This is a genomic window from Pseudomonas sp. LF-5, from assembly GCF_037626295.1.
GTDB classification, from domain to species: domain Bacteria; phylum Pseudomonadota; class Gammaproteobacteria; order Pseudomonadales; family Pseudomonadaceae; genus Aquipseudomonas; species Aquipseudomonas monsensis.
The window spans coordinates 1-18,764 of sequence record NZ_JARKMT010000010.1 but is presented as its reverse complement, the minus strand read 5'-3'; the positions used below and the strand labels follow the sequence as shown (position 1 = coordinate 18,764).

The window sequence follows — 18,764 nt, the reverse complement described above, 5'->3', positions numbered from 1 at the left end:
GAGCAGGCGCAGGCCTGCATTGAGTTGTGCTCGGACCTAAAAAAAACGCGGCGCCTGTAAGGGCGCCGCGTTTTTTTATGCCGGCAAATCAGAAGTCGAGGCTGACCCCGACGTTCACCCCTTGCTGGGTAAAGTCGTCATCCTTGCGCACGTTGTAGCTGGCGCGCAACGCCAGATCCTGAGTGAGCTTGTGGCTCACGCCCAGGTTCAGGCGATTGAGGTTGGTCTGCGGCTCGTAGCCTTCGAGGGTGAAACGATTGTTCGGCAGGCTGTTGAGGTTGATGGTCAGGTCTTGCCGGTCGTCGTTGTACTCACGCTCGTGAGCGAACTCGCCGAACACTTCGGTCTGTGCAGTGATCTGGTACTTGCCCTGGATGCCCAGGCCCAGACGCCGCGAGTTGCGCGACTGGTCATCGAAGGTCAGCGCGGTGGAATCCGCGCCTTTTTCCGAGTAACCATCCACTTCGGTCTTGCCGAAATCGGCGCTGACGAACGGCGACAGGTGCCATGGACTGCTGGCCTGCTGCGCGATGTCGTAGCCGATGCGGCCGCTGATCGCCAGGACGTAGCCGTCGGTATCGCCTTTCTCTCCGCGCTCGTTGACCCCGAGCTGGAATTTACGCTTGAGGCTGTCGTAGTCGAGTTTGCCGGCGGTCATCGCCAGATCGCCCCACCAGCGGTTTTGCTGGTACTGGGCGAATGCGGTGCCCATGTAGGCGTTGAGTTTGTATTCCGAGTCGGCGTCGCCGGCTTCGAGTTTCTGGTTATAGAAACCCGCGGCCACACCGACACGCCAGGCTTCGTTGACGCGATAGCTGCCGCCGATGTTCAGGTTATAGCCGTTGCCGTCGGCACTGGCAGCGCTGTGCTGGCCGTCGAAATCCTGATGTTGACCGCCGCCGGCAACGATGGCGCGCCATTGGCCGATGCCCTGCCAGTTTTCCCAATCGGCCAGCCACTGGTTACGCAGTTCATCCTGATGCGCACGCAATGAACCCTGGGCCATTTCCGGAAGCAGGGTCAGTTCCCACGGTGCTGCCAGCAGTGAGTAGGCGTAGTCGGCAATCAGCCGCTGGCCGGTTTCGGTCGGGTGCACCGCGTCGTTGTAAATCAGCTTGGTCGGATCCGGGGTGGCGCTGTTGATGCCGTATCGGGCGTTTTCTGTGCAACTGTTGCCGCTGAAGCAGGTGGCCGTGAGGTTCTGGTCCGTCGCGAGGCCGAACTGCGCCGGGTTGGCGAAGGCCTCTTTGAGCAGCACCGGAATGTTCAGGGGAATGATTTCAGCGTTGATGCCCTGCAGCTGGCTGACCAGCTCGGTGTTGAACTGGGCGCTGAGCTGCGAGGTGAAAGCCTGCAGCGGCGAGCCATTGACCGCCGGGGTCAGGCCGATGTCTGGCAGCAGCCAGACCATGATGTATTTGGCGCCGGCACCTTGCAGCGTACGTACGCTATCGGCCAGGCGATCGGCCGCCAAGTTGGCCTGGTCAAGACTGAGCACGCGACCCTGGAGGAAGTCGTTACCGCCACCGGACAGGTAATACAGCGCGTTCGGGTCGGCGCGGAAGCCGTTCGAGGGCAGGTAACCGGCGCGGGTGCGCTCACCGGTAGCCGATTGTGTGGTGATCGAGTCGAGAATCTGGTCGGTACGGTATCCGCCCACCGCCCAGTTGTTGCCATCCGCCAGCCCTTCACCGGCACGCACCGCCGAGGATGACGACGCGGTTTGATCAGGGCTGAAACCCAGTTTGCCGCCGATGATCTGGGTGGAGTTGAGGTTACGGTTTTCGCCAGTGCCATCCTGGTACAGCGGGCCGGTGCGGTTGGTGTAGCGCTGCGTGGCGCCGGCCGGGCCGCCGGTGTCGCTGAAGGTCCCGGCATCGTTCAGGCTGTCGCCGAAGACGATGAAACTGGAATAAGGATTGGGTGCCGCATTGGCCTGGGCGCAAGCCAGAGCCAGCAGGCATCCGGCGAGCGGTACAAACAACGTCTGTTTGATCATGAGCAAGTCCGTTTATTTATTGTTTTAGGTGAACGAAACGACAGTACCAAAAACTCCCGGCATTTTGCCATCGGTCGCGAAGCCTCCCTTAGTTTTGTCCCCCGTCAGCACCGCCATATTGCACGCTCTGCCCAGCTAAGTTACTGTGCCGGAACGTATGAACGAGACCTTCCCCGTGTTGATCGTCAGCAAACTACTGGATCAAGTCATCAAGGCACACGCCCGTTGGCGTTGGCGCGCCTGAATCTTTTTTGCCGGCCCGGCCGGATCTGTATCGCTTTGCCTTCCTTGCCCGTTTGAAATGCCGCTGTGCCGACGCCCTCTGCGCGTCCGACATCGTGCAGCGCCCTGCGGGCAAGTCATTCGAAGGCTGTCTTCAAGTCAGAATTCAAGAGGTTCGAAACGCCATGTTGCTGATGATCGACAACTACGACTCCTTTACTTACAACGTTGTGCAATACCTCGGCGAGCTGGGTGCCGAGGTCAAGGTCGTGCGCAACGACGAACTGACCATCGCCGAAATCGAAGCGCTCAACCCCGAGCGCATCGTTGTGTCCCCCGGCCCCTGCACACCGACCGAAGCCGGCATCTCCATCGAAGCCATCAAGCACTTTGCCGGCAAACTGCCAATCCTCGGCGTTTGTCTGGGCCACCAGTCCATCGGCCAGGCCTTTGGCGGTGACGTGGTGCGTGCCCGGCAGGTGATGCACGGTAAGACTAGCCCGGTACTCCACGAGGACAAGGGCGTTTTTACCGGTCTGAATCATCCGCTGACGGTTACCCGTTACCACTCGCTGATCGTCAAGCACGAGACCTTGCCCGATTGCCTGGAGCTGACCGCGTGGACGCAACACGATGACGGCAGCGTCGACGAAATCATGGGCCTGCGTCACAAGACCCTGAACATTGAGGGCGTACAGTTTCACCCCGAGTCGATCCTGACCGAACAGGGCCATGAACTGTTTGCCAACTTCCTCAAACAAACCGGCGGCACGCGCTAAGGACTTCCCATGAATATCAAGACAGCCCTGAGCCGTATCGTCGATCACCTCGACCTCAGCACCGATGAAATGCGCGACGTGATGCGCGAAATCATGACCGGCCAATGCACTGACGCGCAGATCGGCGCGTTCATGATGGCCATGCGCATGAAGAGCGAGAGCATCGACGAGATCGTCGGCGCCGTGTCGGTGATGCGCGAGCTGGCCGACCAGGTCGAACTCAAGACCCTCGACGGTGTGGTCGATGTGGTCGGCACCGGCGGTGACGGTGCCAATATCTTCAACGTGTCGACGGCGTCTTCGTTTGTCGTCGCGGCCGCCGGTTGCACCGTGGCCAAGCACGGTAATCGTGCAGTCTCGGGCAAGAGCGGCAGCGCCGACTTGCTGGAAGCCGCCGGCATTTACCTGAACCTGACGCCGGTCCAGGTGGCCCGTTGCATCGACAACGTCGGCATCGGTTTCATGTTTGCCCAGACCCACCACAAAGCCATGAAGTACGCCGCCGGCCCGCGCCGCGATCTCGGCTTGCGTACGCTGTTCAACATGCTCGGCCCGCTTACGAATCCGGCCGGTGTGAAACATCAGGTGGTGGGCGTCTTCACTCAGGCGCTGTGCCGGCCATTGGCCGAGGTCTTGCAACGTCTGGGCAGCAAACATGTGCTGGTGGTGCATTCGAAGGATGGTCTGGACGAATTCAGCCTCGCCGCGCCGACCTTTGTTGCCGAGCTGAAAAACAACGAGATCACCGAGTATTGGGTCGAGCCCGAGGACTTGGGCATGAAGAGCCAGAGCCTGCACGGGCTGTCGGTCGAAGGACCGGAGGCGTCGCTGGCGCTGATCCGCGATGCACTGGGCAAGCGCAAAACCGAAAACGGCCAGAAAGCCGCTGAAATGATTGTGCTCAATGCCGGTGCAGCGCTGTACGCCGCCGATCTGGCCACGAGTTTGAAAGAAGGCGTGGCGCTTGCGCACGACGCTCTGCACACCGGCCTCGCTCGGGAAAAACTCGAGGAGTTGGGTGCCTTTACCGCGGTATTCAAAGTGGAGAATGAGGGATGAGTGTACCGACGGTTCTGGAAAACATTCTGGCGCGCAAAGTCCAGGAAGTCGCCGAGCGCAGCGCTCGCGTCAGCCTGAGCGAGCTGGAAGGTCTGGCCAAGGCGGCCGATGCACCCCGTGGTTTTGCCCAGGCATTGCTGGCGCAGGCGAAGAAGAAGCAACCGGCGGTGATCGCCGAGATCAAGAAGGCTTCGCCGAGCAAAGGCGTGATCCGCGAAAACTTCGTGCCTGCCGACATCGCCAAAAGCTATGAGAAGGGCGGGGCGACCTGTCTGTCGGTGCTGACCGACATCGATTACTTCCAGGGCGCCGATGCTTACCTGCAACAGGCCCGTGCCGCGTGCAGCCTGCCGGTGATCCGCAAGGATTTCATGATCGACCCCTACCAGATTGTCGAAGCCCGTGCCCTCGGCGCCGACTGCGTGCTGTTGATCGTCTCCGCACTGGATGACGTGAAAATGGCCGAGCTGGCGTCGGTGGCCAAAGGCGTTGGTCTTGATGTGTTGGTGGAAGTGCACGACGGCGATGAACTGGAGCGTGCGTTGAAAACCCTCGACACGCCACTGGTCGGGATCAACAACCGCAACCTGCACACCTTTGACGTCAGCCTCGAAACCACCCTTGACCTGTTGCCGCGCATTCCGCGCGATCGACTGGTGATCACCGAGAGCGGCATCCTCAACCGGGCCGATGTCGAACTGATGGAAATCAGCGACGTCTATGCGTTCCTGGTCGGTGAAGCATTCATGCGCGCCGAAAGCCCAGGCACCGAACTGCAGCGTCTGTTCTTCCCGGAGCGTGGTGGCCCGGTAGTCAGTGGTTCGACCCTCGACTGATTCAGTCAGTCCGAGTAGACGCCATCGCGTGCAGGCTTACTCCTACACTTGGAATGCGTTCCCCCTGTAGAAGCGAGCCTGCTCGCGATGACGGCATAAGATTCACCTCAGACTGAACGTCCTACGGAAACCTTATGATCCCGACCTCCCTCACCATCGAAGCCGGCCTGCAAGCCGAACAAGACTTGTTGGCTTCGGTCTGCGCCGGCGACGCCGAATTCGGCCTGTTGTTCTGGCGGCCTGGCGATCGCGCGCTGGTCATGCCGCGCCGCCTCAACCGTCTGCCGGGTTTCGATCACGCCTGTGCAGTCTCCGCCGCTGCCGGCTGGCCCGTCTTGTTGCGTGAGACCGGCGGTGAGCCCGTTCCGCAATCTGCCGCAACCCTCAACATCGCACTGGTCTACGCACCGCCGCGCAGCGAAGGCGATCTGAACCGGATCGAAACCGGCTACCGCCGCCTCTGCGATCCGATCTGTGAGTTACTGGACGAATTGGGGGGCACGTCGTCCCTGGGGGAAATCGACGGCGCGTTCTGCGACGGTCGTTTCAACGTCAATCTCGATGGGCGCAAGATGGTCGGCACGGCTCAGCGCTGGCGCCAGAGTCAGGGCGGACAACGCCCGGTCGGTCTGGTACACGGTGCGATGCTGATGGATAACGAGCGCGAGTCGATGGTGGCGGCCGTCAATCGCTTCAATGAAGCCTGCGGTCTGGAGCAGCGGGTGCGGGCTGAAAGCCACATTGCCCTGCACGAGAAGTTCGCCGCGCCAAATGCATTGGCGCGTCTTGATGAGCTGTTTCGTCTGATGCTGGCGCAGGTCTACAGCGCCTGACGTTACGCGCTTAGCGGGTGCCGAAGACCACCATGGTCTTGCCTTTCACATCGACCAGGTTGCGTTCTTCAAGATCCTTGAGCACGCGACCGACCATCTCCCGCGAACACCCGACAATCCGCCCGATTTCCTGACGGGTCACCTTGATCTGCATGCCGTCCGGGTGAGTCATGGCGTCCGGTTGCTTGCACAGCTCCAGCAGGCAGCGGGCCACACGACCGGTGACGTCGAAGAACGCCAGGTCGCCGACCTTACGCGTGGTGTTGCGCAGACGTTGTGCGATTTGTCCGCTGAGGACGTAAAGAATGTCCGGGTCCTGTTGGGACAGTTCGCGAAACTTGGCGTAACTGATTTCGGCCGTTTCGCATTCGACCTTCGCCCGCACCCAGGCACTGCGCTCCTGTTCCTGGCCCGCCTGTTCGAACAGGCCCAGTTCACCGAAGAAGTCTCCGGCGTTCAGGTAGGCGATGATCATCTCGCGGCCGTCGTCATCCTCGATCAGGATCGTCACCGAGCCCTTGATAATGAAATACAGCGTGTCCGAGCGATCACCCGCACAAATGATATTGCTCTTGGCCGCATGGCGACGGCGCTGGCAATGCATCAACAGCTTGTCGAGGTTCTTGATTTTGGGTGTGGGGGTAATAGCAACCATGGTTGTATCCCGAAAAGACTGCACGGTGATGTTTGATTTTTTATGAGGCGCTGAAGGCGGTCGCTACACAGGCTGACAATTGGCGCCAGCGAATTGGCGCCAGCTTACCAGACACTTCGTCGAAAATTCGAGAAATTACCTACGCCGTAGACGCATGCGTCCCACGATCGGCGCCCACTGTCAGAATGAATCCCTGTGCTAAGCTGGCGACCCTTTTTTTACAGTGGAGTCTTGGCGATGAAGGCACGCATCCAATGGGCTGGCGAAGCCATGTTCCTCGGCGAATCCGGTAGCGGTCATGTCGTGGTGATGGACGGTCCGCCGGACGCCGGTGGTCGCAATCTGGGGGTTCGGCCGATGGAAATGCTCCTGCTGGGTGTTGGCGGTTGCAGCAACTTCGACGTGGTCAGCATTCTGAAGAAATCCCGTCAGGCCGTTGAAAGCTGTGAAGCCTTTCTCGATGCCGAGCGTGCTACCGAAGATCCGAAGGTGTTCACCAAGATCCACATGAAGTTCGTGGTCAAGGGCCGGGGCTTGAAAGAAGCCCAGGTCAAACGCGCCGTCGAGCTGTCTGCGGAAAAGTACTGCTCGGCCTCGATCATGCTCGGCGCTGCGGGCGTGGACATTACCCACGAGTACGAAATCGTCGAACTCGGTTGAACCGACATTCAACTATCATAAAAGCAGTGCAGACTCTGGCGATCCCCCCGCTGACGTCTGCATGATGCGCCACTTTTTTCAGGGCAGTGACCGGTCAGCCGACGGGTCATCCGCCTGTACATATAACCAGAATCGCCATCGTGAAGAGGTGTTAACCGTCCTACGCAAGTGCGTTGTTCGCACTTGACGGGCATGCTTGATCACGCGGCCGCGCCGCAAGCACAGCGAGTTTCCAACGGTGAAAAGCAAACTCAAGCTCCACGGGTTCAATAACCTGACCAAGACCTTGAGCTTCAACATCTATGACATCTGTTATGCGGAAACCCCGCAAGACCAGCAGGCCTACGTCGAGTACATCAATCAAGAGTACAACGCGAAACGCCTGACGCAGATTCTCACGGAAGTTGTCGAGATCATTGGTGCCAACATCCTGAACATTGCCAGTCAGGACTACGAGCCTCAGGGCGCCAGTGTCACGATTCTGATTTCTGAAGAACCAGTGACCCCGACCGAAAGTCAGATCGAAGAGTCTCCGGGCCCCTTGCCCGAAATCATCCTTGCCCACCTCGACAAGAGCCACATTACGGTGCACACCTACCCGGAAATCCATCCGGACGACGGTATTGCGACGTTCCGTGTGGACATCGACGTGTCGACGTGTGGTGTGATTTCACCGCTCAAGGCGCTCAACTTTCTCATTCACCAGTTCGATTCCGACATCGTCACCGTGGATTATCGTGTGCGCGGCTTCACTCGTGATGTTGAAGGCAACAAGCACTTCATCGACCACGAGATCAATTCAATCCAGAACTACCTGTCCGAAGACACCCGCGACGCTTACCAGATGACCGACGTGAACGTGTATCAGGAAAACCTGTTCCACACCAAAATGCTGCTGAAGGACTTCGAACTGGACAATTACCTGTTCGGCGACGCCACCAGTAACCTGTCCGCTGAACAGCGTGCTCAGGTGACCGACCGGGTGAAACACGAAATGCTGGAGATCTTCTACGCGCGCAACATGTCAGCGTAAGATCTTCGGGCACAAAAAAAGCGACTACTTTGCGGTAGTCGCCTTTTTGATTGCCAAAGTACCGGGCCCTGTGGGAGCAGGCCTGCCAGCGATGAGGCCCTAACGCACCCGGGCCATCAGATCCGATAAGTACTCTTGGTCATCACCTTGGCCAACAGACTCATCCCGAACTTCACCGGCGCCGGAAAACGGAAACCACCTGCATCCAGCGCACTCTCCGCATGATGTTCTTCGTCGATGCGCATCTGCTCCAGAATCGCCCGGGACTTTTCATCCTCGGCCGGCAACTGCTCCAGATGCTCGTTCAAATGCTTGCACACCTGATGCTCGGTCGCCGCGACGAACCCGAGGCTGACCTTGTCGCTGATCAACCCGGCCACGGCACCAATCCCGAACGACATTCCATAAAACAATGGATTGAGCACGCTGGTATGACTGCCCAACTGATGAAGGCGCTGTTCGCACCACACCAGATGATCAATCTCTTCTTCGGCCGCATGTTCCATGGCTTCGCGCACCTGGGGCAACTTGGCGGTCAGCGCCTGCCCCTGATACAGCGCCTGGGCGCAGACTTCACCGGTATGGTTGATGCGCATCAGGCCCGCGACGTGGCGCGTGTCTTCATCGCTCATTTGCGTGTCCGGCTGCAGAATTGCTGGCGACGGACGGTACGGCTGGCCACTGAAGGGCAGCAGGGTGCGCATCGCGGCATCGGCTTGCAGCAGCAGGCGGTCAATTGGCGAGTAGTGACGTTGGGTAGTCATGCTGACCTCCGGGAAGAATCTCGGCGGCCAGTTTAACCGAATCGGCCGGGGAACGTTTGCGCTGGGTCATTTGCCGTACGGTACGGGATTTGTGCGCTCATGCTTTGAGTGGGAGCTGGCTTGCTCGCGAAGACGTCGGTACATGCAAAATATTCATGGCAGATACTCCGCTTTCGCGAGCAGGCCCGCTTCCACGGGATGTCCGGTGAATCAGCCCGGCGGCCAGTTCATCTGGCGCTGACCGAGCACATGCATATGAATGTGATAGACGGTCTGCCCACCCTTTTCATTGCAGTTCATCACCACCCGGAAGCCTTCCTCGCAGCCCAGCTCCAGGGCCAGGCGCTGGGCAGTGAACAGAATGTGCCCGGCCAGTGCCTTGTCGTCTTCGGTCAGGTCATTGAGGGTGCGCACCGGTTTCTTCGGGATCACCAGGAAATGCACCGGTGCCTGAGGGGCGATGTCGTGGAACGCCAGAACCTGGTCGTCCTCGTAGATGATCTTGGCCGGAATCTCCCGGTTGATGATCTTGGTGAACAGAGTATCCACTGCTGTTTTCTCCGTTGTGGGGGCTGGCCTGAGTGTACTCATGGGAAATGACCGCGCCCAGTGTTTTGCCGTAGGACCGTTCAGCGCGGGCAGTAAGCCTTGTTGACCATGCCGACGATGGTGCGGTTGAGCCAGCGCGAACCAAGGCGCGGCAGAAAGGCGAACCAGCGGTTGCGCCGTCCGGGAATGATGATTGCGCGGTTTTTCTCCAGCGCGCGCACGGTGTACAGCGCGACTTCCTCGGGGCTCATCAGCAGCTTGCTGTTCTTGAGTTTGTCGTCGTTGAGCTGTGCGGTGCGGAAGAACGCGGTGCGGGTCGGTCCGGGACAAAGGACCGACACCTTGACCGCGCTCTGTTTGAGTTCAACCCGCAGCGCTTCGGAGAAGTGCAGTACGTACGCTTTGCTGGCGTAGTAGGTGCTCATCCACGGACCGGGATTGAACGCCGCCACTGAGGCGACATTGAGAATCTGCCCGCCACCCTGCAGGGCCATGCTGTTGCCGATGGCGTGACACAAGCGGGTGAGGGCGAGGATGTTCACTTCGATCAGATCCTGCTCGGTCATCCAGTCCTGGGCCAGAAACGGGCCGCAGGTACCGATGCCGGCGCAGTTGACCAACAGGTCGATCTGCCGGTCGCCTTCTTCCAGCTCCAGCAGGAAACCGGACAGGCGCAAAGGCTCGCCGAGGTCGCAGGCACGGAATAAAACCTCCACGCCAAACCGCTGGGTCAGTTCGATCGCGATACTTTCCAGCTGATCACGCTGTCGGGCCACCAGGATCAGGCTGCGGCCGCGCCGGGCCAGCGCTTCGGCCATGGCCAGACCGATGCCGCTGGAGGCGCCAGTGATCAGTGCGTAACGGGTCATGCAATTCTCCATCGCAACAGCTCCGCGCCGGCGACGCGGGTGTCACGGCGGGGAGCGCTGTTCATTCTTTCGCAGAGTCTACAGGGGCCTGCGCCGCTTCGGCTGCATCGTCAACGGAATTCGCTGCCGGCTCGACCTCCACGTCGACCTCGTCGGTGGTCACCGAGCCACTTTCGTAGCTGCTTTCCAGAGTGGTTTCGTATTCCTGCTGGATGGCCGAGATGCCGCCCAGCATGCCACCCACGAAAAACAAGCCGATAAAGACGATCCACAGAGAGCACAGCACTTTGACGGCCGTGGTGTTCGGCGGCGGCGGCGGCCCATAGCGATTGGCGTGGGTGTTGCCCGGCATGACCATGATCACCAGCGGGAAGAAACTGCCCACGAACGGTACAAGGGTCAGTAGCCATAGCCAGCCTGACCAGCCGATATCGTGCAGACGCTGAACGCTGAACAGGATGCCGACAATCATGAACGCCAGGAACAGGAAGAAGGCGAAGATGCCACCGATGATCAGGCCGGTGGTCGAGTCAGTGCTCACCAGGCCCAGACCGATCAGGGCGAATACGCTGACGATTGGCAGGGTCACCAGGCTCAGCACCATCGACCAGGCGAGGTAGCGCAGCCGTCCGATCCGCCCTTCGACGCTGAAGGGTTTGAGTGTGGCGAACGCTGGCAGGTTTTCCCCGACGCTGGCGCGGGGCGGTGCATAGGGTGAATCCGGCTCTGCGACGGCAGAGGCGTGATCCTGCACGTCCGACAGATTAAGCTCGATCGCCGTTTCGGCTTCGATTCGTGCGTCGATCCCGGTCTTGCTCAGCGCCTGCAGATAAGCTTGCGCGTCGTTGTGCGACAAATCGCGCTTGAGTGCCACGGTGCGGCCATTGAACAGGCGTTCGATGGCGGCCACGTCGCTTTTGAACAGGTTGGCCAGATTGAGCTTGGCCGTGGTGATATCGACACCGGGCTGCAGAGCACCGTCGAAAACGATCTTGTAACGGGGGTCGCTCATTACCGAGGCATCCTTGTCGCGAATGGTTTGAAAAGGTCATCAGTGTAAGGCCAGTCCCTGAGGCTGGCCTGATTTTTACCCACGTGGCCAGTGTTTCGCCAACTGGGTCGTGCGTCCCTGGGCCTGACGGTATTCAGCATCGAGGCGCGCGATCAGTTCATCAACGCTCGGCAGATCACTGATGTCGCCAACGCCCTGACCCGCAGACCATACGGTTTTCCAGGCTTTGGCTTCATCGTTGATTGGCTTGAGCTTGTCGCCGAAATTAACTTCGCCCTTGCCTTGCAGCGCGGCCAGATCGAAACCGGCGGCTTCCAGGCTTTGACGCATGAAGCTCGCCGGAACCCCCGACACGGCGGGAGTATGGATGATGTCCGCCGCTTTGGCAGTCAGCAGCATGTCCTTGTAGGCGTCAGGTGCATGACTTTCGGTGGTGCCGATAAATCGCGTACCGAGGTAGGCCAAATCCGCGCCCAGCAACTGAGCAGCCACAATCTCGTGGCCGTGGTTCAGACAACCTGCCAGCAACAACGTTTTATCGAAGAACTGGCGGATTTCGGCGATCAGCGCAAACGGACTCCAGGTGCCGGCGTGGCCCCCGGCGCCAGCCGCCACCGCAATCAAACCGTCGACACCGGCCTCGGCCGCCTTTTCGGCATGGCGGCGGGTGGTCACGTCATGGAACACCAGGCCACCGTAGCTGTGCACTGCATCAACCAGTTCCTTCACCGCGCCGAGGCTGGTGATGACGATCGGCACTTTGTGCTCGACGCAAATGTTCAGATCCGCCTGCAGGCGCGGGTTGCTGTTGTGGACGATCAGGTTCACTGCATAAGGGGCCGGATTATCCAGTGTTGCCAGCCCCGCTTCGATCTGTTCCAGCCAGGCTTTGAACCCGCTGCTTTCACGCTGGTTCAGCGCCGGAAAACTGCCGACCACGCCATTGCGGCAGCAGGCGAGCACCAGTTCCGGGTTGGAAATCAGGAACATCGGCGCTGCTACTACAGGCAGGCGCAGACGTTGTTCGAGCAGAGCGGGCAGCGACATTATGAACACCCCAATGATCTGTACTTGTTGAAGTTAGAACGGCTTGACCACGACCAGAATTACGATAGCCAGCAATATCAGAACCGGCACTTCATTGAACCAGCGATAAAAGACATGGCTGCGGGTGTTCTCGCCACGGGCAAAACGTTTTACCTGAGCGCCGCACATGTGGTGGTAGCCGATCAGCAACACGACCAGGGTCAGTTTGGCGTGAATCCAGCCACCCATGCTGAAAATGCTCGGGTTCAGGTAAATCAGCCAGCCGCCGAAGATCAGCGTGGCGATCATCGCCGGGCCCATGATGCCGCGATACAGCTTGCGTTCCATGACGCTGAAGCGTTCTTTGCTGATCGTGTCTTCGCTTTGCGCGTGATAAACGAACAGCCGCGGCAAGTAGAACAGCCCGGCAAACCAGCACACGACGCTGACGATATGAAACGCTTTGATCCATAGATAGAGCATTTTTGGTTATTCCCAGGTTCACGGTAGCCCGGATAGTAGAGGCTTGAGCGTCCGCACGTCACCTTGACGGTTGTCGCAGGGCCGCGCGGCCCCTATTATCGACGGCTTTCCAGTGGGTTCTTTGAGGGCAGGTTATGGTCAAGGTCGGTATCGTCGGCGGCACGGGTTACACCGGTGTCGAACTGCTGCGTCTGTTGGCGCAGCATCCGCAGGCAGAAGTGGTTGTGATCACTTCCCGATCCGAGGCCGGTCTGGCCGTGGCTGATATGTACCCGAACCTGCGCGGCCACTATGACGGTCTGGCGTTCAGTGTGCCGGACATCAAGACGCTGGGCGCGTGTGACGTGGTGTTCTTCGCGACGCCGCACGGAGTCGCGCATGCATTGGCCGGTGAATTGCTGGCAGCGGGCACCAAGGTGATCGACCTGTCCGCAGACTTCCGTCTGCAGGACGCCGATGAATGGGCCAAGTGGTACGGCCAGCCGCACGGCGCGCCGGCGCTGCTCGACGAAGCCGTCTACGGGCTGCCGGAAGTCAATCGCGAGCAGATCAAGAAAGCCCGTCTGATCGCGGTGCCGGGTTGCTACCCGACCGCTACGCAGCTGGGTTTCCTGCCGTTGCTTGAAGCCGGTCTGGCTGACGCTTCGCGTCTGATCGCTGACTGCAAGTCCGGCGTCAGCGGTGCCGGTCGTGGCGCCGCTGTAGGCTCTTTGTACTCCGAGACGTCGGAAAGCATGAAAGCCTATGCGGTGAAAGGTCACCGTCACCTGCCGGAAATTCGTCAGGGCCTGCGCCGCGCCGCCGGTAAAGACGTCGGTCTGACCTTCGTGCCGCACCTGACCCCAATGATCCGTGGCATTCACTCCACGCTCTACGCGACTGTTGTTGATCGCTCGGTGGATCTGCAGGCGCTGTTTGAAAAGCGTTATGCCAACGAGCCGTTCGTCGATGTGATGCCGGCCGGCAGCCATCCGGAAACCCGTAGTGTGCGCGGCGCCAACGTCTGCCGCATTGCGGTGCATCGTCCGCAGGATGGCGACCTGGTGGTGGTGTTGTCGGTGATCGATAACCTGGTCAAAGGCGCGTCGGGTCAGGCAGTTCAGAACATGAACATCCTGTTCGGGCTGGACGAGCGCTTCGGTTTGTCCCACGCCGGCATGCTGCCGTAACACGTTAAGCCGCACAGCAAAAAGGCCCGTCAAACGGGCCTTTTTGCATTCTGGGCAGTTGGTCGGGTTTATTGATATACCGTAACAATAGTTGACCGATTTTCTAGGACAAGCGGATAATGCGCGTCATCACGCATTATGGCGGCGTAACGCCGGGAGATAGTCAGCATGAGCGTCGAATCCTTCACCCCCACGGCTTTGCAATTCACCCAAGGTGCTGCGCACAAGGTGAAGAGCCTGGTCGATGAAGAGGGGAATGATCGCTTGAAGCTGCGCGTATTCGTTACGGGCGGCGGTTGTTCAGGGTTTCAGTACGGTTTCACCTTCGATGAAGATGTGGCCGAGGACGACACCATCGTCGAGCGCGAAGGCGTGAGCCTGGTGGTTGATCCGATGAGCTTCCAGTACCTGGCCGGTGCCGAAGTCGACTACCAGGAAGGTCTGGAAGGTTCGCGCTTCGTGATCAAGAACCCGAACGCCACCACGACCTGTGGTTGCGGTTCTTCATTCTCGATCTGATCGCACTGCGCTACACACAACAAAACGCCACAGAGCCTTACGGTTCTGCGGCGTTTTTTGTTGTCTGCGTTTTGCTTAGTTAGGGTAGATCGCACCGAGTACGCGCAGGCCTTTTGCGCCGGTAACACTCGGGCGGTTGGCGGCTATGCCTTCGAGGCAGCAATGGGCCAGCCAGGCGAAGGCCATGGCCTCGACCCAGTCTGGATCGACGCCGTGGCTGGCAGTGCTGGCGACAATTGCATTCGGCAGTAGATCCGCCAGGCGTTTCATCAGCGTGGCATTGTGTGCGCCGCCGCCGCAAACCAACAACTCTTGCGTGTCCGATTGAGCGCTCTGCAGCGATTCGACGATGCTCAGCGCCGTCAACTCGAGCAGCGTGGCCTGGACGTTCTCTGCGGCGAAGGTCGGCAGTTTCGAGAGGTGTCGCTCCAGCCAAGGCAGGTTGAACACTTCCCGGCCGGTGCTTTTCGGGCCTTTGGTAATAAAGAACGGGTCACTGAGCAGAGCTTTCAGCAGGGCCGGTTCGACGCGGCCAGTGGCTGCCCATTGGCCGTTGCGATCGTAGTTTTCGCCCCGTTGCTGATGAATCCAGGCGTCCATCAGCACATTTCCCGGGCCACAGTCGAAACCGGCTACCGGCTTGCTCGCCTCAATCAGGCTGAGATTACTGAAACCGCCGACATTCAAGACGGCCTGGTTGCCGCTACGCTCTTCGAACAACGCCTCATGAAAGGCCGGCACCAGCGGTGCGCCCTGGCCGCCGGCTGCGACGTCGCGGCTACGGAAGTCGCTGACAACGGTGATACCGGACAATTCAGTCAGCAGGGCCGGGTTGCCAATCTGCACGGTAAAGCCACGTGCCGGCTCATGGCGAATGGTCTGCCCGTGGCTGCCGATGGCGCGAATGGCTTGCGGTTTGAGTTGCTGTTGTTCAAGGAGGGTGTGAATACCTTGCGCGGCGAGTTTCACCCAGTGTTGCTGAGCAATCGCCGAGCGGGCGATCTCGTCGGGGCCGCTGGCGCACAAGCTCAAGAGCTCAGTGCGCAGGGAGTCAGGCATGGGAATGTAGTGGGTGGCGATCAGTTTGATCGCCGAGGTTTGCTCGATCAGGGCGATGTCCAGCCCGTCGAGACTGGTTCCGGACATCACGCCGATATACAGGGCCATGACTTAGCGCTTGCTCGAGGCCAGCATGGTGGCCTTTTCCTGATCCATGCGCGCCATCAGTGGCTGGCTCTGCGCCAGGAAGCGGGCGCGTTCGGACTTGGCGATCGGGTCGGCCATCGGCAGCTTCTGGCCCAGTGGATCGACGTGTACGCCATTGACCTGGAATTCATAGTGCAGGTGCGGACCGGTGGACAGGCCCGTGGTGCCGATGTAACCGATCACTTGGCCCTGCTTGACGGTACCGCCGGTTTTCACGCCTTTGGCGAAACCTTGCATGTGGCCGTACAGCGTGCGGTAGGTATTGCCGTGCTGGATGATCACGGTATTGCCATAGCCACCACGGCGACCGGCCAACAACACTTTTCCGTCACCGGCAGCCTTGATTGGCGTACCGCGCGGAGCGGCGTAATCGACGCCTTTATGGGCGCGGATCTTGTTGAGGATCGGATGTTTGCGGCCCATGGAAAACTTCGAGCTGATGCGGGCGAAGTCCACCGGCGTGCGGATGAACGCCTTGCGCATGCTGTTGCCATCGGCGGTGTAGTAACTGCTGTTGCCTTGTTTGTTGGTGTAACGCACGGCGGTGTAGGTTTTACCGCGGTTGGTGAAGCGTGCAGACAGGATGGGACCGGTTCCGACTGCCTTGCCGTTGACCACTTTCTGCTCGTAGATGACGTCGAATTCGTCGCCTTGGCGGATGTCTTGAGCGAAGTCGACGTCGTAGCCGAAGACGCTGGCCATATCCATGGTCAGGCTGTGGGAGAGGCCTGCACGGGCGGCGGACTGCGACAGCGAGCTGTTGATGACACCGTGTACGTAAGCGTTGCGAACCGTAGGTTTTGCGGTGACCCGGTTAAACGCGTAACCCTTGTCGTTCTTGGTCAGGGAAATGGTTTCGACGTCGCTGACCTTGCTGTGCAGGCTGGCCAACTGGCCTTCAGGCGTCAGTTCAAACTCCAGCTTCTGGCCGTGTTTCAACTGACTGAACTGCTTGGCTTGCTTGTCGCTGGCGAGTACTTCGTGCACTGCGGCAGCCGGAAGGCCGACCTTTTCGAACAGGGTGGACAGGGTGTCGCCCTTCGACACGACGACTTCCCGATGGCCGGGAGCTTTTGGTTTTTCGGCGACCTTGGCTGGCTCTGGCGCGGCTTCAGCGGTTTCCGAGGCAGTTTCGTCAGGGTTTTCGATCTGGGCAAACGGCGAGGCTGCTGGCTCATTTGTGGCTTGAACCGCGTCAGCAGCGTCTTGATCTTGTGTCAGTTGTTCAGCAGGACTTTCCAGTTCAAGGCTCAGGGTCGTCTTTTTGGCTTCAACATCACTGGAAGGGAATACCAGGAGTGCCAGGCTGAGAAGGGCGGCGATACCACTTGCTGCGAGCAGGTGGGTCTTCGGGTAAAGCGGTGGCGCTTTAGACGGTTCTGTGGTCATAAGTAATTTTGACTTTGAAAAAAGATGAATTGGAAAAGATGAATGACATGATGAAGATGAAATAACTGTATAAAATATAACCAAATCATCTCTGAAGCAAGTCTACAGACAGTCTGTCTGTGGATTGGTGTCCGTGCGCCGGGCAAAACTTGTAATTGGTGCGCGATCTTGTATGGTTGGTTCCCTTTGAATCTGAGCCTTGCGGGTCTGTTATGAAGTCGGTTGAAGAGCAGCTAGCGCTGATTAAACGTGGTGCGGAAGAACTATTGGTCGAGTCCGAGCTGATCGAGAAGCTCAAGCGCGGCCAACCGCTGCGTATCAAGGCTGGTTTCGATCCGACAGCGCCGGATCTGCACTTGGGTCATACCGTGCTTATTAATAAGCTGCGCCAGTTCCAGGAGCTGGGGCATCAGGTGATCTTCCTTATAGGTGACTTCACCGGAATGATCGGTGACCCGAGTGGAAAGAGCGCCACGCGTCCTCCGCTGACTCGCGAGCAGGTTCTGGAAAACGCCGAGACTTACAAGACTCAGGTGTTCAAGATTCTCGATCCGGCGAAAACCGAAGTCGCGTTCAACTCCACCTGGATGGACCAGATGGGGCCTGCAGACTTCATTCGCCTGACGTCGCAGTACACTGTTGCGCGGATGCTTGAGCGCGATGACTTCGACAAGCGCTACACCACCAATCAGCCAATCGCTATTCACGAATTCCTCTATCCGCTGGTGCAGGGTTACGACTCGGTTGCTCTGCGTGCCGATGTCGAGCTGGGCGGTACCGACCAGAAGTTCAACTTGTTGATGGGACGTGAGCTGCAGCGTGGATATGGTCAGGAGGCTCAGTGCATTCTGACCATGCCGTTGCTTGAAGGTCTGGATGGCGTGAAGAAGATGTCCAAGTCGTTGGGCAACTACGTCGGCATTCAGGAAGCACCGGGCGTCATGTACAGCAAGTTGGTGTCGATTCCGGATGCGCTGATGTGGCGCTACTTCGAGCTGCTCAGTTTCCGCTCGATGGATGAGATCAATGCGTTGCGTGCCGATGTCGAGGCAGGCGCCAATCCGCGCGATGTGAAAATCAAGTTGGCTGAGGAGATCGTGGCACGTTTCCATGGTGAAGAGGCTGCGGCCAATGCTCACCGCGCCGCGGGCAACCGTATGAAGGATGGCGAACTGCCGGATGATTTGCCTGAAATCGAGCTTGCGTCTACTGAGGACATGCCGATCGCGGCTGTCCTTAATAAAGCGGGCCTGGTGAAGAACTCGGCAGCGGCGCGTGATTTGTTGTCGTCGGGTGGGGTGCGTGTAGATGGTGAAGTGGTTGATCGCTCCTTTATATATGTACTGGGCGCTACCCACGTTTGCCAGGCCGGAAAGAAGGCATTTGCACGTATTACGCTGAAATCTGAATAAAATTGAAATTAGGGATTGACGGCGAATTCTAGAAGTCTATAATTCGCCCCACTTCCGGCGCAGTCGAAACGGAAAACTCCTTGAGATTCAATGAGTTACGCGGTTTTCGACAGCGGCTTGCTTCAGTTCATCGAAGTCTGGAAGGAGTTGGAAATGCCGGTTGATTCGGCGCTTTCAACGGTTCGATCTTCTCGGTCGAAAGCGGAGAAAAAGAGGTGTTGACAACAGCGAGTAACGCTGTAGAATTCGCCTCCCGCTAACGAGAGATCGGAAGCGCAAGTGGTTGAAGT

The 18,764-nt window shown here is 59.0% G+C and carries 19 protein-coding genes; 9 read left to right on the top strand and 10 right to left on the bottom strand.

Annotated elements, in window-relative coordinates; translation table 11 throughout:
- Positions 1-88: 88 nt before the first annotated feature.
- Entirely contained in the window at positions 89-1,999 is a 1,911-nt protein-coding gene (gene estP, locus PseuLF5_RS22725; RefSeq protein ID WP_340134794.1) for an esterase EstP, read from the bottom strand.
- A 407-nt stretch (positions 2,000-2,406) separates the two neighbouring features.
- On the opposite strand from estP, the gene PseuLF5_RS22720 reads away from it, so the two are divergent.
- From PseuLF5_RS22720 to PseuLF5_RS22705, 4 genes are all read left to right on the top strand, one after another.
- Entirely contained in the window at positions 2,407-3,000 is a 594-nt protein-coding gene (locus tag PseuLF5_RS22720) for an aminodeoxychorismate/anthranilate synthase component II (protein WP_340134793.1), read from the top strand.
- 9 nt (positions 3,001-3,009) lie between these two features.
- On the top strand, positions 3,010-4,059 hold the full coding sequence (gene trpD / locus PseuLF5_RS22715; RefSeq protein ID WP_096817925.1) for an anthranilate phosphoribosyltransferase: 1,050 nt from the start codon (positions 3,010-3,012) through the stop codon (positions 4,057-4,059).
- The gene (trpC, locus tag PseuLF5_RS22710; protein ID WP_123469231.1) at positions 4,056-4,895 is read left to right on the top strand and encodes an indole-3-glycerol phosphate synthase TrpC; all 840 of its coding nucleotides are present in this window, start codon (positions 4,056-4,058) and stop codon (positions 4,893-4,895) included. Before trpD ends, trpC begins: the two co-directional genes overlap by 4 nt.
- 134 nt (positions 4,896-5,029) lie before the next feature.
- Complete coding sequence (locus tag PseuLF5_RS22705) at positions 5,030-5,728, top strand: lipoate--protein ligase family protein (RefSeq protein WP_336347437.1); 699 nt, start codon at positions 5,030-5,032, stop codon at positions 5,726-5,728.
- A gap of 10 nt (positions 5,729-5,738) precedes the next feature.
- Here PseuLF5_RS22705 and crp read toward each other — a convergent pair whose 3' ends face one another.
- Entirely contained in the window at positions 5,739-6,383 is a 645-nt protein-coding gene (gene crp, locus PseuLF5_RS22700; RefSeq protein WP_008088598.1) for a cAMP-activated global transcriptional regulator CRP, read from the bottom strand.
- Between the two features lie 237 nt (positions 6,384-6,620).
- Between crp and PseuLF5_RS22695 the strand changes: the two genes are divergently transcribed.
- The gene (locus PseuLF5_RS22695) at positions 6,621-7,043 is read left to right on the top strand and encodes an OsmC family protein (protein WP_123469228.1); all 423 of its coding nucleotides are present in this window, start codon (positions 6,621-6,623) and stop codon (positions 7,041-7,043) included.
- A 238-nt stretch (positions 7,044-7,281) separates the two neighbouring features.
- Positions 7,282-8,076 carry an adenosylmethionine decarboxylase gene (gene speD, locus PseuLF5_RS22690; RefSeq protein WP_123469226.1) on the top strand — a complete coding sequence of 265 codons (795 nt, stop codon included), beginning with the start codon at positions 7,282-7,284 and terminating at the stop codon, positions 8,074-8,076.
- Between the two features lie 116 nt (positions 8,077-8,192).
- On the opposite strand, the gene coq7 is transcribed toward speD, so the two are convergent.
- From coq7 to hemJ, 6 genes are all read right to left on the bottom strand, one after another.
- Positions 8,193-8,840 carry a 2-polyprenyl-3-methyl-6-methoxy-1,4-benzoquinone monooxygenase gene (gene coq7, locus PseuLF5_RS22685; protein ID WP_123469224.1) on the bottom strand — a complete coding sequence of 216 codons (648 nt, stop codon included), beginning with the start codon at positions 8,838-8,840 and terminating at the stop codon, positions 8,193-8,195.
- A 210-nt stretch (positions 8,841-9,050) separates the two neighbouring features.
- Positions 9,051-9,389 carry a histidine triad nucleotide-binding protein gene (locus tag PseuLF5_RS22680; protein ID WP_003228789.1) on the bottom strand — a complete coding sequence of 113 codons (339 nt, stop codon included), beginning with the start codon at positions 9,387-9,389 and terminating at the stop codon, positions 9,051-9,053.
- A gap of 80 nt (positions 9,390-9,469) precedes the next feature.
- Positions 9,470-10,258, bottom strand: a complete 789-nt coding sequence (locus tag PseuLF5_RS22675; RefSeq protein ID WP_123469221.1) for an SDR family NAD(P)-dependent oxidoreductase — start codon at positions 10,256-10,258, stop codon at positions 9,470-9,472.
- Positions 10,259-10,319: 61 nt separating this feature from the next.
- Entirely contained in the window at positions 10,320-11,270 is a 951-nt protein-coding gene (locus PseuLF5_RS22670) for a DUF805 domain-containing protein (protein WP_123469219.1), read from the bottom strand.
- 75 nt (positions 11,271-11,345) lie between these two features.
- Positions 11,346-12,317, bottom strand: coding sequence for an NAD(P)H-dependent flavin oxidoreductase (locus PseuLF5_RS22665; protein WP_340134792.1), 972 nt, complete (start codon positions 12,315-12,317; stop codon positions 11,346-11,348).
- A 33-nt stretch (positions 12,318-12,350) separates the two neighbouring features.
- A complete protein-coding gene (gene hemJ, locus PseuLF5_RS22660; RefSeq protein WP_053124346.1) occupies positions 12,351-12,779 on the bottom strand; it encodes a protoporphyrinogen oxidase HemJ in 429 nt (142 codons plus the stop codon).
- 134 nt (positions 12,780-12,913) lie between these two features.
- Between hemJ and argC the strand changes: the two genes are divergently transcribed.
- Positions 12,914-13,948 (top strand): N-acetyl-gamma-glutamyl-phosphate reductase, encoded by a 1,035-nt coding sequence (gene argC, locus PseuLF5_RS22655; protein WP_123469215.1) that lies wholly within the window; start codon positions 12,914-12,916, stop codon positions 13,946-13,948.
- Positions 13,949-14,116: 168 nt separating this feature from the next.
- Entirely contained in the window at positions 14,117-14,467 is a 351-nt protein-coding gene (gene erpA, locus PseuLF5_RS22650) for an iron-sulfur cluster insertion protein ErpA (protein ID WP_003228776.1), read from the top strand.
- Between the two features lie 75 nt (positions 14,468-14,542).
- Here the strand turns inward: erpA and PseuLF5_RS22645 are convergent, their stop codons facing one another.
- Positions 14,543-15,634, bottom strand: coding sequence for an anhydro-N-acetylmuramic acid kinase (locus PseuLF5_RS22645; protein WP_186746592.1), 1,092 nt, complete (start codon positions 15,632-15,634; stop codon positions 14,543-14,545).
- A gap of 3 nt (positions 15,635-15,637) precedes the next feature.
- On the bottom strand, positions 15,638-17,062 hold the full coding sequence (locus PseuLF5_RS22640; RefSeq protein WP_340134791.1) for a peptidoglycan DD-metalloendopeptidase family protein: 1,425 nt from the start codon (positions 17,060-17,062) through the stop codon (positions 15,638-15,640).
- Between the two features lie 212 nt (positions 17,063-17,274).
- On the opposite strand from PseuLF5_RS22640, the gene tyrS reads away from it, so the two are divergent.
- Positions 17,275-18,474 carry a tyrosine--tRNA ligase gene (gene tyrS, locus PseuLF5_RS22635; RefSeq protein WP_186746594.1) on the top strand — a complete coding sequence of 400 codons (1,200 nt, stop codon included), beginning with the start codon at positions 17,275-17,277 and terminating at the stop codon, positions 18,472-18,474.
- Positions 18,475-18,764 lie beyond the last annotated feature (290 nt).

Excerpts from the sequence above, each read along its gene's own strand:
- estP (WP_340134794.1), bottom strand. The coding sequence starts at position 1,999 with ATGATCAAACAGACGTTGTTTGTACCGCTCGCCGGATGCCTGCTGGCT.
- PseuLF5_RS22720 (WP_340134793.1), top strand. The coding sequence starts at position 2,407 with ATGTTGCTGATGATCGACAACTACGACTCCTTTACTTACAACGTTGTG.
- trpD (WP_096817925.1), top strand. The coding sequence starts at position 3,010 with ATGAATATCAAGACAGCCCTGAGCCGTATCGTCGATCACCTCGACCTC.
- trpC (WP_123469231.1), top strand. The coding sequence starts at position 4,056 with ATGAGTGTACCGACGGTTCTGGAAAACATTCTGGCGCGCAAAGTCCAG.
- PseuLF5_RS22705 (WP_336347437.1), top strand. The coding sequence starts at position 5,030 with ATGATCCCGACCTCCCTCACCATCGAAGCCGGCCTGCAAGCCGAACAA.
- crp (WP_008088598.1), bottom strand. The coding sequence starts at position 6,383 with ATGGTTGCTATTACCCCCACACCCAAAATCAAGAACCTCGACAAGCTG.
- PseuLF5_RS22695 (WP_123469228.1), top strand. The coding sequence starts at position 6,621 with ATGAAGGCACGCATCCAATGGGCTGGCGAAGCCATGTTCCTCGGCGAA.
- coq7 (WP_123469224.1), bottom strand. The coding sequence starts at position 8,840 with ATGACTACCCAACGTCACTACTCGCCAATTGACCGCCTGCTGCTGCAA.
- PseuLF5_RS22675 (WP_123469221.1), bottom strand. The coding sequence starts at position 10,258 with ATGACCCGTTACGCACTGATCACTGGCGCCTCCAGCGGCATCGGTCTG.
- PseuLF5_RS22670 (WP_123469219.1), bottom strand. The coding sequence starts at position 11,270 with ATGAGCGACCCCCGTTACAAGATCGTTTTCGACGGTGCTCTGCAGCCC.
- PseuLF5_RS22665 (WP_340134792.1), bottom strand. The coding sequence starts at position 12,317 with ATGTCGCTGCCCGCTCTGCTCGAACAACGTCTGCGCCTGCCTGTAGTA.
- hemJ (WP_053124346.1), bottom strand. The coding sequence starts at position 12,779 with ATGCTCTATCTATGGATCAAAGCGTTTCATATCGTCAGCGTCGTGTGC.
- argC (WP_123469215.1), top strand. The coding sequence starts at position 12,914 with ATGGTCAAGGTCGGTATCGTCGGCGGCACGGGTTACACCGGTGTCGAA.
- erpA (WP_003228776.1), top strand. The coding sequence starts at position 14,117 with ATGAGCGTCGAATCCTTCACCCCCACGGCTTTGCAATTCACCCAAGGT.
- PseuLF5_RS22645 (WP_186746592.1), bottom strand. The coding sequence starts at position 15,634 with ATGGCCCTGTATATCGGCGTGATGTCCGGAACCAGTCTCGACGGGCTG.
- PseuLF5_RS22640 (WP_340134791.1), bottom strand. The coding sequence starts at position 17,062 with ATGACCACAGAACCGTCTAAAGCGCCACCGCTTTACCCGAAGACCCAC.
- tyrS (WP_186746594.1), top strand. The coding sequence starts at position 17,275 with ATGAAGTCGGTTGAAGAGCAGCTAGCGCTGATTAAACGTGGTGCGGAA.